The sequence below is a fragment of the Exiguobacterium oxidotolerans JCM 12280 genome (genome assembly GCF_000702625.1).
Lineage (GTDB): Bacteria > Bacillota > Bacilli > Exiguobacteriales > Exiguobacteriaceae > Exiguobacterium_A > Exiguobacterium_A oxidotolerans.
In genome coordinates, this window is record NZ_JNIS01000001.1 from 1,854,675 (window position 1) to 1,868,859 (window position 14,185).

A 14,185-nucleotide genomic window follows, 5' to 3' on the forward strand; every position below is an offset into this window, starting at 1 on the left:
TAGAAAGGGAGCGATACGTATGAAAGCAGTCGAAGTCAGGGGATACGGGGACGTCGACCAGCTCGCCGTCGTCGAGCGTCCGATTCCGGAAGCAGGTCCAGGAGAAGTACTCGTACAAGTCAAAGCGTGTGCGATCAACAATACAGAAATTTGGATGCGGGAAGGGGCCTACGGGACGGACGCAAAATCGGGTTGGAAACCGGAAGGCGTTCAGTTTCCACGCGTCCCGGGTTCTGATATTAGCGGACGGATCGTGAAAGTCGGGACGGGAGTAGAAGAAACACACATCGGGCGGGACGTCGTCCTGTTTCCCTTTACCTCAAGCGGACCGGACGGAACGGAGCACATCGCGCAAGATATGTCGTTCATCGGGTCGGAATACGATGGGGGTTACGCGGATTACGTCGTCTGGCCGGCCGAACTGTGTTACGAGATGCCACTTGACGACTACACGAAAAGTGCCGTCTTCTCCGTCAGTGGTTTGACGGCGTGGCACATGGTCGAGCAGCTTCAACTGGAACCGGGACAAACGGTACTCGTGACCGGGGCGAATGGTGGTGTCGGTTCACTGAACATCCAAATTGCCGCACGTGTCTTTCAGGCAAACGTCATCGCCCTCGTCGGAGATCTTGCACTAAGCGACCAATTAAAGCAACTTGGTGCGACACACGTTCTCTCGTACAAGTCACCGCAACTGGCAGATGACATTTTAGCGGCGAACGGTGGACCCATCGATGCCGTCCTCGATGTTGTCGGCGATGCGTTATTCGCGACATCACTCGCTGTCTTAAAAAATGGTGGCAAGTTCTGTATCTCCGGTTCTGCGGGGGGCCAGCAGACACAGCTTGATTTCCGGACGGTCTACTTGAAGCACTTGACGCTGTATGGTTCAGTTCTCGGAACGCGCGCAGAATACGGACGGATGCTTGAAGCGATTGCCGCCGGTAAACTCGAACCCGTCATCGACCGGACGTTTCCACTAGAAGAAGCGGGGGCAGCCCAGACGTATTTCAAGGAAGCGGGGAAGCTTGGCAAAATCGTTTTGTTGCCAACGGGTGAATAAGTAATTTCGTGCAAAAAAACCGACGGATTCTGACCTTCCTTGGAAAGTCAGAATCCGTCGGTTTTTTGTATGTGTTAAAAAGAAAAATCAAAACGCCGCTTCTGTCCGTTCTGTTTCGGATAACAGTTTAGCGTGGATGCCGCGTTGGCGTAAAGACTGTTGGAATGACTGATCAATCGGGCGATAGCCTTTTTCGATTAAACCATTGATGTAAATCTTATTGTATAAAAAAGCAAACGCGATATTGATAACGATACCGAGGATTCCGGCTGTCGCAAATGCTGCGACGAAACCGACGACCAATTGAATCAATCCCCATTTTACATCACCGCGGAAAAACGCTGGGAAAAATCCAAAAAAGAACGTCGTCCATGAGAAACCGGCTTTTACTTCTTTTACTAAACCACTCGGATGTTGCAAAATCCCTTTCATAACCAAAAACCTCCTACTAAATATGTAAATAAATCAGCTTTTTTAGTTTACCTGACTTATATTTCAAAATGAACTAAGATTTTAATAGGAAAAGTCAATGTTTAACCGTAACCAAAAATATCAAAATAATGAATGAATAGTCATTCATTATATGCTATACTCATCTCAATACAATTGCTTTAGGGGGAAAGGGGCTTGTTTCATGGGGACATTTTTATTGATTAACTGGATTGCCTTCCTGCTCATCGTCGGATATGCAGGTTATCTGTTTGTGACGCTCGTCAAGAGCCGTTACGAAGCGATTCGCCGGGGGAAAAAGGCGGAATGGGATATAACGAATAAAGAACGGTTCAACTCGGTACTCGTGAACGTCTTTGGACAAAAGAAATTACTTAAGGATAAAAAGAGTGGGACGATTCACGTCATGATGTTCTACGGCTTCTTACTCGTCCAGTTCGGGGCGATTGATTTCATTTGGAAGGGACTCGCAGTCGGACAACGTTTTCCGCACATTCCACTCGGTCCACTTTATCCAATCTTTACGTTCTTCCAGGAAATCGTCATGCTCGTCATCTTGGTTGCGGTCGTTTGGGGATTCTACCGTCGCTATGTCGAGAAACTGGTGCGCTTAAAACGAAACTTCATGGCAGGACTCGCCTTAATTTTTATCGGTGGATTGATGGTCGCGGTCTTATTCGGAAATGGATTTTTCCTCGTCTATGAAAATCATTCGACACTCGGTGAACCGGTTGCGTCTGCCATCGCCTTCTTGTTTAGCTGGGTACCGGAACAAGTCGCATTCGGACTGTTCGTCTTCTTCTGGTGGGCCCATTTACTGTTCTTACTCAGCTTCATGGTCTACATCCCGCAAGGCAAACATGCCCACTTAATCGCCGGTACGGCCAATGTCTGGCTCGGTCGGACGTCAAAAGTCGGCCGCCTTGCACCGATCGACTTGTCCGTCATGGAAGAAGCGGAAGATGATGATGCGGAATTTAGTTTCGGGGTCAATAAAATTGAAGACTTCAACCAAAAACAATTGGTCGATCTGTATGCCTGCGTCGAATGCGGACGCTGTACAAACATGTGCCCAGCGAGTGGAACCGGAAAGATGCTGTCGCCGATGGACTTAATCGTCAAGCTGCGGGATCACCTCAACATGAAGACGGCAGCGATCACACAAAAATCACCGTGGGCACCTGCCTTCGCCTTTGACGGATCACAAGGGAATCAGATTGCGTCCCTTGCTGCAGCCGGTCAAATGGATATCGTACCGGATTCATTGATTGGCAACGTCATCACGGAAGAAGAAATCTGGGCGTGTACGACGTGCCGTAACTGTGAAGATCAATGTCCGGTCATGAATGAACATGTCGATAAAATCATCGACTTACGTCGCCATCTCGTGATGATGGAAGGGAAAATGGATCCGGAGATGCAACGGACGATGGCGAACATCGAACGTCAAGGGAACCCATGGGGCATGAACCGGAAAGAACGCGAAAACTGGCGCAAAACGCGCGAAGAACTCGTCGTTCCAACGGCGAAAGAAAAGAAAAAGGCCGGCGAAGAATTCGAGTACCTCTTCTGGGTCGGTGCGATGGGCTCATATGACAGCCGCAGTCAAAAAATCGCGATGGCCTTCGCCCGTATTCTGAACGAAGCGGACATCTCGTTCGCGATTCTCGGAAATGATGAGAAGAACTCGGGTGACACACCACGCCGGATCGGGAACGAAGTCTTGTTCCAGGAGCTTGCGGAAGCGAACATCAAATCGTTCGAAAAATATGGGGTCAAAAAAATCGTTACGATTGATCCGCACGCTTACAACACGTTCAAAAACGAATATCCGGACTTCGGACTCAGTCCGGACGTCGAAGTCTATCACCATACGGAGTTGCTGGCACGCTTGATTGACGACAAACGGATCACGCCGATGCATGAAGTCAAAGAACGTGTCGTCTACCATGATTCGTGTTACCTAGGACGGTACAACGACATCTACGACGCTCCGCGTTACATTCTTGAAAAAATTCCAGGGATCACGCTCGTCGAGACGGAGCGGAACCGGGAAAAAGGGATGTGCTGTGGTGCAGGCGGCGGGATGATGTGGCAAGAAGAAAAAGTCGGAGCCCGTGTCAACGTCGCTCGGACGGAACAGCTGTTGACGGTGCAACCATCTGTCATCGGTTCTGCTTGTCCGTACTGTCTGACGATGCTCAGCGATGGAACGAAAGCAAAAGAAGTCGATGAATCCGTCGCAACATACGACGTCGTCGAACTGCTTGAACGTTCGATTGTCGGCACACCGATGAAAGAATCAATCGCTACGGTATGAGCAATGATCACTTGCGCGTCTTCGTCACGGAAGACCAGCGAGTGGTCTTTTTTTGTGAATACACGTTTCAAAGCAAGCACAACGTTGTACTGTACGGTTTTGACATGCTATGATGAAAATACAAATTGCTATGAAAGGGGGTGAGAATCTTTGGGAAGGCGCTACTTAAAATCGGTCAGGTCGCGGAGGCCACCGGCTTATCAAAACGGACGATTGACTATTACACGTCGCTCGGTCTCTTAAAGTCAGAACGAACGGCGGCAGGTTACCGGTTGTATCCGGAAGATGTCGTCCATCAAGTCCAAAAGATTGAATATTTAAAGACACAGCGGCTTTCCTTACAAGAGATTCTTGCTTCATTTACGGAACGGGAAGAAAAAACGGGAGATGTCATTTATCAAGAAGTACAGCAGCTTCAAGATACGGTCAAAGGGTTAGAGCGACGTCTGCTCGAATCGACAGAGTTCGAAAAACAAGAGATTCGTCTTGAGTTATCGCGTCGCCTCACCTTGATCGCATCGTTGATTGCCCAGCTGTAAAACTAATAACTGGAGGTGACCCCTTTTTAGGGGATTTTGGATACTATACTTTTCATCAATTTATTTTTAGTGGTGTTGTTGATTGTGTTAACAGCGTTTTTCGTCGGGTCAGAGTTTGCGGTCGTTAAGGTTCGAATGTCGCGTCTCGACCAAATGATTCAAGAAGGCAATAAGAGTGCGATTCTTGCTAAAAAAATCGCCGGTGATCTCGATTATTACTTGTCTGCCTGTCAGCTTGGGATCACGGTGACAGCACTTGGACTCGGGGCGCTCGGAGAGCCGACCGTCGAAAAGATTCTCCATCCTGTCTTTGACGAATTCGGCGTCTCGGCTGCCGTCTCGACACTTTTATCGTTCGGAATCGCCTTCATTTCCGTGACATTTTTACACGTCGTCATCGGGGAGCTTGCGCCAAAAACGCTTGCCATCCAGTATGCGGAAAAAATGACTTTGATTTTCGCACGTCCCTTGTTCATTTTCGGAAAAATCATGTACCCGTTCATTTGGTTACTCAATGGATCGGCACGTCTGTTCCTTGGACTTTTCGGTGTGAAACCTGCTGGACACGAACAAGCCCACTCAGAAGATGAGTTGAAAATCATCATGGCACAGAGCTTCCAAAGTGGTGAAATCAACCAAACGGAACTTGCCTTGATGCAAAATGTTTTTGCTTTTGACGAGCACGTCGTCAAAGATTTGATGGTCCCGCGGATGCGGATGGCGACAATCTCAGAGCGTCTCTCAAAAGCAGAACTGATGGAAATTTTCATGGACAATCCGTTCACCCGTTACCCGGTAACGGAAGAAAATGATAAAGACCGTATTCTTGGCTATATCAACGTTAAAGAAGTTTTGACGGATTTTGCGAACGGGCATGAATATCCGGTCACACATTACTTGAAGGATTTACCGGTCGTCTCAGAATCGACGTCGCTTCAAGATACGTTACGAAAAATGAAAGAAACGCGTTCGCATATCGTCCTCGTCGTAGACGAATATGGCGGTACGGCGGGGATCGTCTCGATGGAAGATTTACTTGAGGAAATCGTCGGTGAAATCCGTGACGAATTTGATACGGATGAAGTCGAAGAAATTCAAGAGTTGCCGAACAACGAATATCTCGTCGCAGGAACGGTCTTACTAGAAGATTTGGAAGAACGTTTCGGTCTAAGGTTTACGAACGATGAAGATGTCGATACGATCGGTGGCTGGATTCAGATGCACAACATCGATCTGCAGCCAGGCGAACATATCGATACGGAGACGTTCTCTGTCGAAGTTATCGAAATGGAGAACTATCAAATCAATCAAATCAAACTGTGGTTGCACCCGCTCGAAAAAGCAGAATAAGAACAACATGCAAAATCCTCTTGAGCCAATCAAGGGGATTTTAGACTATATACAAACTCTTATGAAGAGTGAATATCCTATATCGGGAGTTAACCCGTTCGCGCTTTCCTGTCTCGCCTCGTCTTCAAAGCGGCAATCTTCCGCGCCGCTACAGCAAAGCTGCAGGGTCGCGACCGATTGCTTTTCGCTTTAAAAGCGATTCGAGACGGATTGCGCCCCAAACCATCTGCATGCCTGGACTCCCCTCACGGTATTCCCTGAAAAGCGCCACGTTTCGTTGACTCCTACGGGAAAAGTGCGTTGAACACGCACTGTCAGAGGCAGGCAAGACCCTGCTCGTTGTCCGCTAGGACCAAGGAGCAACGGCTTGCGCCTCGCCCGAGGAAAGCAACGAAAAAGGAAGACGCTTTTATTTTCCAATTTTGTTTTGTCTATACACTAAAATCCTCTTGAGATCATCAAGGGGATTTTTTGTTGGTGCGGGAATCAATTTTTCAGAAATCATATCAGTGTGTGAATAACGATCAGGAAGTAGGGAAATCGTCGTGTCGGCTTGAATACTACTAAAAAGAGAATTCATCGTGTCGTTCACTAGAGGGAGGAACCTTGTGTTAGACTTAATCCCGTTTTTACTCAGCCGGCTTGGTATGCTGGCGTTGCTTGCATTTTTATTGTCGCAGTGGAGAACGTCACGGCACGTCTTTAAAACATCGACGAGCCGCTCGCGTCGACTCGCCTTGCTCAGCATGTTCGTCGTCTCGGGTATTTTGATGAACTATGCCGGAGTTGCCGTCTCCTCGAATCAAACGATTGATCCGTTGCTTGGACTTGCAGTGACCGATGATCAATTATTGATTGATACGCGTCTAACGATTATCGTCACGAGTGGACTGCTCGGTGGTCCCTTCGTCGGTGGACTGACGGGTCTCCTTGTTGGGTTTCATCGTTTTTGGCTCGGTTCGATGGGAGCAGAGACAGGGTGGTTCATCGCCGTCGTTGCCGGTACTCTCAGTGGTTTCTACAGTCGTCGCTGGCGCTTGAAGGATAAATATACATTGTTACAACCGATTGCTCTCGTCATGAGTATGGTTATCCTCGATTTAGGATTGGCGATCTTGCTCGCAGATGATCCGTCGGAACTCATCGCGATTGCAAGTCAAGCGGTCTTCCCGATGCTGTTTGCAAACATGATCGGGATTATCGTCTTCATCGTCATCTTACGGACGCAACTCCGGTTCGAAAAGGAATTGTTTGTTCGCGAAAGTGCCCGTTCCTCTCGGTTGTTGACTGTCATCCGTCCACTTCGAAAAGAAGGCATGACAGCAGACGTCGCCTGTCAGATTGGCACGACGATTTTAGAAGAAACTAAAATTGACCGAGTCGTCCTGCTCGGACCTGCAGAAGTGCTCGTCGATATTGAAGCGGGCGAAACACCTGTGTACGGCGGTAGATTTCAACCGAATGTACAACGTTGGATTGAAGAAGCGGTCCCGTTACAAGTCGAAGACCGGACGACGAATCAAATTCTCTCGTTTCATCCGTTACAGATGGATGGAGACAAGGCCGGTATCGTATGTTATTTTCCGAGTCATTTGTTTGATGACACGATTGAACAGACGACGGAACAACTCGTTCAGCTGTTTGCGCGTGAGCTCGTAACGTATCGAGAAGAGCAACTCGAAAAACGCTCGCTCCCTAAAATGAAACCGTTCCTCCATCCGAATTATTTACGGGGAATCGTGGACGAAATCCATCAGACCGCTGATCCGGGGACACCGGTCAAACAAAAGCTAGGCTCTTTGCTCCAACTATTGACGGTAGCACGCTGGGGAGAAGATTATCCACTTCGTGACGAAATCACGACCTTAAAAGCCTATCTCGCTCTCGAAGGGACAAGACGGGGTCAAAATCAGTTGACCCATGCGGATATCACGATTGATTTAGATGTCGAGACGGCAATCGAAGAGACGCTCATCATGCCCTTCCTATTAACGAAGCTAGTCGACAATGCGTTAAGGCATGCGTTTTCGAAAGTCGGTCGCCGTTCACAAATTAACGTACGTGCTTTTCGTCAGAAGAACGATCTTGTCTTAGAAGTCAGTGATAACGGCGTCGGAATCGGACCAGATGTGAAACGACGGCTCGAAGAAGATGCTTTGACGGAGACGAGCACGTTATTTTTACTACGACGGGCGCTCGACATCAAGTATGGAAAAGCCGCGACGTGTACGATTCATTCTCGTCTCAACCAAGGAACGCGTGTCGTGCTAACCTTGCCGCTACAAATAGCTGAGGAAGGTTAACTCAGAACTTAACATGACTGTATCAGCAGGAATCGTCTTGAAGTGAAAATCGGATTCGACATGTGTCGAGTCCGGTTTTTTAGAAAGGGAACGTTTTTGCGGGTACTGTTGTTTTTTTTTAGGAGAAGGTGGGTAAAAATGAAAGCAGGCAACGATAAGATATAGGAGGAAGAAGCGGATGATTACAAAAAAAGAAGTCGGACGATCCGGCGAACGACCGATCATCGCTTTTACATTGATGAATCGATTGGGACACAGTGTCGACCTGTTGAACCTCGGCGGTAAAATCACGGCGATTCGTGTCCCTGATAAGCAGGGGAAGATTGAGAATGTCGTTCTCGCATTTGACGAGCTCGACCAATATTTAGATGATCCCCATCACTTAGGTGCGACGATTGGTCGTGTCGGAGGACGAATCGCCAATGGGGCATTCGCGCTCGAAGGGATGAACTATCTACTCGAACAAAATGAAGGAGATCATCATTTACATGGTGGGAGTGTCAACTGGTCGAATCGCTTTTTTGATTATGAGATTGAAGGCGATTTGCTTCACTTGTCACTCGTCAGTCCGGATGGTGAGAATGGATATCCGGGACAGCTCGATGTGCGATTGACGATCGAGTGGACGGATGAGGATGCATTGACGTTGACGTATGATGCGACGACGACGGCTTCAACACCGTTTAGTCCGACGAACCATACGTATTTCAATTTAACAGGAGACGCGAAGACGACAGTGGAGCAACACCGCTTGCGGATGGATGCACCATTTTATGTCCCGCTCGATCAAGACGCGTTACCGACGGGCGAAATTTTATCCGTTCATGAGACCGTTTTTGATTTTCGGACAGCGCGGCCGTTATATGAAGTGACGCATGCCCCTGACGAAGCGCTCCGCCAGGTCGGAAGCGGAGTCGATCATCCCTTCCTTCTGAAAGAGGGGGGCGAAATCGTCCTCGAAGAACCAGTCAGTGGTCGGACGTTACGTGTCGTGACAGAACAACCGGGTGTCGTCGTCTATACGGGCAACCATTTAGGGGGAGACTTTACGATTGCCGGTCGTCGCGCGACGCCTTACCTTGGCATCTGTTTTGAGACACAAGGACTGCCGGACGCCATCAATCAACCTGATTTCCCATCCGTCGTCTTACGCGCGGGCAATCGGTATCAAAAGCGGACGACCTTCCAATTTAGCCGAATACAGTGATGTTTCTCGCGAATATTAAGTTCGTATGTGGTAGGATAAAGCGAGAAGAATCTAACGGAGGCATAAGAAAATGACTAAAATAGCATGGGTGACCGATAGTATGGCCTATTTCAAAAAGGAAGAGGCAGACGCAATCGGCGTCAATGTCGTACCGATTCAAATCTTGCTCGGGGATACTGCCTACAACGAAGACACGATCACAGTCGAGCGTTTGTTCCGCGCACTTGATGCGGACAAGAAGTTGGTCGCAAAGACATCACAACCAATCTTCGGCGAGTTCGTTGGTACGTATGAACGCCTAAAAGAAGAAGGATATGATTGTGCGATTGCTGTGCACTGTACGAATGGATTATCAAGTACGGTCCAAAGTTCTGCATCAGCTGCAGAAGCGGCAAGTTTCCCAGTCCATATCATCGATTCGCATACTGCGTTTGAAAACCAACAAGAGTTCATTCGTTACGGGATGGAGCTCGAAGCACAAGGAAAGACTGTCGAAGAGATTACAGCAGCTTTGACGAACTTATCGAAACGGACGCATTTTTATATGATCGTCGGGAACATGGAGACGATGCGCCGCGGTGGACGGGTTTCGTCAGGAGATTTGTTCCTCGCGAACTTACTCAACATCAAACCGATCATCACGACGGACGAAGCGGGGAAAATCGTTCCGTTTAAAAAGGCACGTTCACTTAAAAAAGCGTATATCGAAATGATTAAACAAATCGAAAATATCATGCGTCAGAAGACATTCTATAAGAACCGGATTTATGTCGCCACGACGCTTGCGCCAGACATGGCAGCCGATCTGCGGAGCAGTGTCGCAGCGAAGTTTCCGGAATTGACGATTCTTGAAGGGACGTTCGGTCCAGCGATTGGAACACATGCCGGAGCAGAAACAGTCGGCCTTTTCTGGTTGAACGATTAAATGAAAAAATAAAGCAGGTCTGTCATTCTCCGCTCAGCGGACGAGGCAGACCTGCTTTTTAGTTTGTTGCGAGTGCACAGACGATACCAAGAAAAGCTGCACTGATGCCAAGGACGTAGCTTGTTCCGAGGTAAAGAGCGAGTGTCCGTCTATTTTCATGTTGGAGCAGTTGGAGCGTCTCGAGCTTAAAGGTCGAAAAGGTCGTAAACGAACCGAGAAATCCCGTCCCGAGAAACAACGTCCACGTCGAATCGAGATGAAGACCGATGACGAGACCGAGTAAAAAAGAACCGCTGACATTACCGATGAATGTCGCGAGCGGGAAGTCGCGCGTCCAAAACGTCTTCGTCCACTGACTGAGTGCAAAACGACTGATGGCGCCAAAAAAAGCACCGAGTCCGAGTGCGAGAAGGGTCATGTGTTATCCCTCCTTGTCGTGAACTGCCGGAGACGGCGCGTCCCGAGCGCGTAACCGAGGTACGAACAAAATAATCCGCCGAATAGACTAAGGAGGACATAAAGTACGGCGAAGCCATATAGACTGGTCCGCAGTAACGTGACCGCTTCGACGCTAAACGTCGAGAATGTCGTGAACGAGCCGATGAAGCCTGTTCCGAGCGCCGTCATCGCATATTGATGAAGTAAATTTGTGCGGAATAAAAAGTGGGTGGCATACCCTAAAACGAAACAGCCGAGAAGATTAATGCAGACCGTTGCGACGGGGAACGTCCCTGTCGCTAGTTGACCGATTGCTAGACTCAGACCGTATCGTGCTGAGGCGCCGAGTACACCGGCGAAACCGACTAAAACATAAAGCATTCTATCATCCATCCTCTACCTGTATCGTGTTTTCAACATACGCTGTTTTGAATCGAAGCGTCAAGTAGGTAAAAAAGAACCACTAAACCTCTCTTCCTTCACAACCGATAGATGACTATACGAACAAGAGAAGGAGTTTTGCAGATGGTATCGCCGCTCGAACAGCTCAGTACTAAAATCTTATCGCGTCTCATCCCGACATTGATTACAGTCGCCCATCCGTTGATTTTCATTTTTGCCCAGATGGATTACGTTTCGATGCAAGCTTTTTATCAATTTTTAATCGGTGGTGTGCTATTGACTGTGGCGTTACTCGCCGGGCATCATTTTTTCGGACAATATTCGAGTGGCAAGTACATCCAAATCGCGTTGACATACATGGTACTCGCCCTTGTCATTATTACCTTACCGACAGAGAGTATTTGGACGATTGCCTATCTATACCTCGTTATGTCGGTCGTCTACTTGATTCCCCGGATTGTCGTGATGGCGGGAGTACTCGGTCTGCTCGAACTCGTCATGTTTACAAGCATCGGAACGGTTGAGTTTACGAATCTGTTCGACTTGATTGTTGCGCTCGTTATTTACTTGATGACGTTCGCAGCTGCCGTCTTTGTTGCTGTGTTCGGTCGCAACGTCATGACGGAAGTTCAGCGTCAACAGGAAAAAGCGGAGACGTATGCAGAAGTTTCGCGGACGACGCTTGCTCAGTCCGCTGCGACTGCGACAGATGTGACGACGTTTACGGAAGAAATGAGTGAAACGGTCGATACGGCAAAAGCGTCATTCGAAAAAATCGATGATGCGATGAAGATGCTTGCTGCGAACTCGGCGAAAAATGCGACATCCGTCCGGCAAATTCGGCAAATGAACGAAAGTAACGTCCAGTCGCTTGCCGATGTCACATTAGCCGTCGACCGGGCACTTGAGCGAAGTTCGTCATCGAAAGTCACGGCAGAGAACAGTCAAGAGACAATCAGTGAAGCGGGTGAGTCACTCCAACAATTGACGGTCAGCATGGGTGAGTCCGTGACGTCATTCGGTCAGCTCGCAGGACGATTCCAAGAAATCGTGACGATCACGTCGAGCATCAATGCCATCGCGACGCAAACGAATTTACTAAGTTTGAATGCTTCAATCGAAGCGGCACGCGCCGGAGAATTCGGAAAAGGATTCACCGTCGTCGCCCAAGAAATTCGTAACTTGTCGTCACAAACGGCAGAAGCGTCAAAAGAAATCAATCAAATCATCGAGCGCGTCGAACGTGACGTGACGAATACGGGAAGTGCGATCAATGCGAGCACGACGTTACTTCGTCAGCAAGAGGAGCGGATGCAGCGGAGTCAGGAAGCCTTGCAGACGATTGCAGCGGATTCGTCGGATTCAGTCCAAGCAATCAGCGGTGCCCGTCAGCAATTCGCTACGATTACGAGTAGCTTAACGGATATCACGCAGGCGACAGAACAGCTGGATGCCTTCATGGATCTGTTATTGACGAGCAGTGATCAGTTATCCGGTCTGACGCGCTCACAAGTCGAACAGATTCGTGATTTACAGCACGCGATTCATGCGTTGAACGCGACGGCATCGACGCTGCGTGAGACGACGCAAAAAGGTTAACAAATAAGCACACCGCCCTACACGCGGTGTGCTTTTTCGTTTGTGGAACAAGCAGAATGGGAACATAGTAAAAGTGAATGATTGAACTACCCCCACCTACGCTACGCTAAGAGGTGGAGGATTCCTGAGTTATCCGACCTATCGATCGAAACGTTATCAGGCTAACCCCGTCGTCCCGACGGTTGAAAGTTAATCTTGTCCGTTTCTTTTGTGCGGATGCCTACTCTGCTTGGTTTTCGCTACTTCGGTCATCCGCAAGGTGAACGTTGAAGATTTTACGTGACAGACGAACTTCCTGTCACAACCCTATATCTTCAGTTTTCAAAGAACGTGACATTTTAATTGTTCCTGCTTTTGCTTGTTGTTAAACCAAAAAAATGTAGGGCAATTGATGTGTCGTAAGACACACCTTGCCCGAAGGCGATTCATCTCCCACCTACGCTGGGCTTCGCCCCAAGACGCTTAGAGGTGGGAGTATTCTCGCCTGATTTTTGATAAATTAAAGGAGGACGATGAGATGAAAGCAGCGTATATCGAACAATATGGTGGATCGGATGAGTTCAAGGTAGGAGAGATTGAGCAACCGACGATTGGTGTAGACGATGTATTGATTGAAGTTCATGCAGCGAGCGTCAACCCGGTTGATTGGAAGTTACGTGAAGGGTACTTAAAAGAGATGCTCAGTTACGACATGCCGCTCGTCATCGGTTGGGATGTATCGGGTGTTATCAAAGAAGTCGGAGCGAACGTGACCGATTTGAAGGTCGGAGATGAAGTCTTCAGCCGCCCGGATATTGCCCGTCAAGGCACATATGCCGAGTATGTTGCGGTCGATGCCCATCTTGTCGTCAAAAAACCGGCTTCGCTGAGCTTTGAGGAGGCCGCATCACTCCCACTCGTCGCACATACGGCGTGGCAAGTCATGTTCGAAGTGATGGATGCGAAACCAGGCGACCGGATTTTCATCGGTGCCGGTTCAGGTGGCGTCGGGACGGTCGCAATCCAGCTCGCGAAAGCACATGGCTTGTATGTCGTCACGTCAACGAGCACGCCGAACGTCGATTGGGTCAGTGAACTCGGAGCCGATGAAGTCATCGACTATAAACAACAAGACCCGGCAGACAGCGTGCGTGACCTCGATTTCGTTTTCGATACGATGGGGGGAGACGGACAGGGCAAACTGTACAACATGCTTAAAGAAAATGGGATGCTCGTCTCAATTTCAACGCCGCCGAACGAAGAGGAAGCAAAACAGGCGAAGGCACGCGTCGAATATGTCTTCATGCAGCCGACAGGCGAACGGATGAAAAAAATTGCGGAAGCCGTCGAAAAAGGTGAACTGAAACCCGTCGTCGACCGGATCTTTGATCTTGAGGATACGAAACAAGCCCATGATTACGGAGAAGAAGGGCATGCGAAAGGCAAGATCGTCATTAAAGTGAAATGACCTAAGAACGTCTTGACTCAAACTTTGAGCCAAGGCGTTTTTTAAACGTCATTTTACATACCATAGCAAAAAAACAACCTGGTTAAAAATAATAAAAGGTCAACCTCTTGCCTCTTTCTATACTAGGGACATCACATTACTA

At 48.6% G+C, this 14,185-nt stretch carries 12 protein-coding genes; 9 read left to right on the plus strand and 3 right to left on the minus strand.

What is annotated here, in order from left to right; genetic code table 11:
- Positions 1-19: 19 nt before the first annotated feature.
- A complete protein-coding gene (locus P403_RS0109510; protein WP_029332407.1) occupies positions 20-1,063 on the plus strand; it encodes a zinc-binding dehydrogenase in 1,044 nt (347 codons plus the stop codon).
- An 87-nt stretch (positions 1,064-1,150) separates the two neighbouring features.
- Here the strand turns inward: P403_RS0109510 and P403_RS0109515 are convergent, their stop codons facing one another.
- Positions 1,151-1,495 (minus strand): hypothetical protein, encoded by a 345-nt coding sequence (locus P403_RS0109515; RefSeq protein ID WP_029332408.1) that lies wholly within the window; start codon positions 1,493-1,495, stop codon positions 1,151-1,153.
- Positions 1,496-1,697: 202 nt separating this feature from the next.
- Here P403_RS0109515 and P403_RS0109520 point away from each other — a divergent pair, with 202 nt between their 5' ends.
- The 6 genes from P403_RS0109520 to P403_RS0109550 all read left to right on the plus strand — a co-directional run bounded on the left by P403_RS0109520 (position 1,698) and on the right by P403_RS0109550 (position 10,157).
- On the plus strand, positions 1,698-3,833 hold the full coding sequence (locus tag P403_RS0109520; RefSeq protein ID WP_029332409.1) for a (Fe-S)-binding protein: 2,136 nt from the start codon (positions 1,698-1,700) through the stop codon (positions 3,831-3,833).
- A 140-nt stretch (positions 3,834-3,973) separates the two neighbouring features.
- Positions 3,974-4,372 (plus strand): MerR family transcriptional regulator, encoded by a 399-nt coding sequence (locus tag P403_RS0109525; RefSeq protein ID WP_029332410.1) that lies wholly within the window; start codon positions 3,974-3,976, stop codon positions 4,370-4,372.
- A gap of 36 nt (positions 4,373-4,408) precedes the next feature.
- Positions 4,409-5,722 (plus strand): hemolysin family protein, encoded by a 1,314-nt coding sequence (locus tag P403_RS0109530; protein WP_029332411.1) that lies wholly within the window; start codon positions 4,409-4,411, stop codon positions 5,720-5,722.
- A gap of 608 nt (positions 5,723-6,330) precedes the next feature.
- The gene (locus P403_RS0109540; protein WP_029332412.1) at positions 6,331-8,025 is read left to right on the plus strand and encodes a LytS/YhcK type 5TM receptor domain-containing protein; all 1,695 of its coding nucleotides are present in this window, start codon (positions 6,331-6,333) and stop codon (positions 8,023-8,025) included.
- A 178-nt stretch (positions 8,026-8,203) separates the two neighbouring features.
- Positions 8,204-9,232 (plus strand): aldose epimerase family protein, encoded by a 1,029-nt coding sequence (locus tag P403_RS0109545; RefSeq protein WP_051667338.1) that lies wholly within the window; start codon positions 8,204-8,206, stop codon positions 9,230-9,232.
- Between the two features lie 70 nt (positions 9,233-9,302).
- Complete coding sequence (locus P403_RS0109550) at positions 9,303-10,157, plus strand: DegV family protein (protein WP_029332414.1); 855 nt, start codon at positions 9,303-9,305, stop codon at positions 10,155-10,157.
- Between the two features lie 58 nt (positions 10,158-10,215).
- On the opposite strand, the gene crcB (P403_RS0109555) is transcribed toward P403_RS0109550, so the two are convergent.
- Both crcB (P403_RS0109555) and crcB (P403_RS0109560) read right to left on the minus strand, forming a co-directional pair.
- On the minus strand, positions 10,216-10,575 hold the full coding sequence (crcB, locus tag P403_RS0109555) for a fluoride efflux transporter CrcB (protein WP_029332415.1): 360 nt from the start codon (positions 10,573-10,575) through the stop codon (positions 10,216-10,218).
- Positions 10,572-10,976 (minus strand): fluoride efflux transporter CrcB, encoded by a 405-nt coding sequence (crcB, locus tag P403_RS0109560; RefSeq protein WP_029332416.1) that lies wholly within the window; start codon positions 10,974-10,976, stop codon positions 10,572-10,574. The genes crcB (P403_RS0109555) and crcB (P403_RS0109560) overlap by 4 nt, the downstream gene beginning before the upstream one ends.
- A 144-nt stretch (positions 10,977-11,120) precedes the next feature.
- Here crcB (P403_RS0109560) and P403_RS0109565 point away from each other — a divergent pair, with 144 nt between their 5' ends.
- Positions 11,121-12,596, plus strand: a complete 1,476-nt coding sequence (locus P403_RS0109565) for a methyl-accepting chemotaxis protein (protein WP_029332417.1) — start codon at positions 11,121-11,123, stop codon at positions 12,594-12,596.
- A gap of 517 nt (positions 12,597-13,113) precedes the next feature.
- Positions 13,114-14,043: an NADP-dependent oxidoreductase gene (locus P403_RS0109570; protein WP_029332418.1), complete on the plus strand. Its 930-nt coding sequence runs from the start codon at positions 13,114-13,116 to the stop codon at positions 14,041-14,043.
- The last annotated feature ends 142 nt before the right edge of the window (positions 14,044-14,185 follow it).

Bases quoted from the DNA above. Each gene is read 5' to 3' on its own strand.
- P403_RS0109510 (WP_029332407.1), top strand. From the start codon at position 20: ATGAAAGCAGTCGAAGTCAGGGGATACGGGGACGTCGACCAGCTCGCC.
- P403_RS0109515 (WP_029332408.1), bottom strand. From the start codon at position 1,495: ATGAAAGGGATTTTGCAACATCCGAGTGGTTTAGTAAAAGAAGTAAAA.
- P403_RS0109520 (WP_029332409.1), top strand. From the start codon at position 1,698: ATGGGGACATTTTTATTGATTAACTGGATTGCCTTCCTGCTCATCGTC.
- P403_RS0109545 (WP_051667338.1), top strand. From the start codon at position 8,204: ATGATTACAAAAAAAGAAGTCGGACGATCCGGCGAACGACCGATCATC.
- P403_RS0109550 (WP_029332414.1), top strand. From the start codon at position 9,303: ATGACTAAAATAGCATGGGTGACCGATAGTATGGCCTATTTCAAAAAG.
- crcB (WP_029332415.1), bottom strand. From the start codon at position 10,575: ATGACCCTTCTCGCACTCGGACTCGGTGCTTTTTTTGGCGCCATCAGT.
- crcB (WP_029332416.1), bottom strand. From the start codon at position 10,976: ATGCTTTATGTTTTAGTCGGTTTCGCCGGTGTACTCGGCGCCTCAGCA.
- P403_RS0109565 (WP_029332417.1), top strand. From the start codon at position 11,121: ATGGTATCGCCGCTCGAACAGCTCAGTACTAAAATCTTATCGCGTCTC.
- P403_RS0109570 (WP_029332418.1), top strand. From the start codon at position 13,114: ATGAAAGCAGCGTATATCGAACAATATGGTGGATCGGATGAGTTCAAG.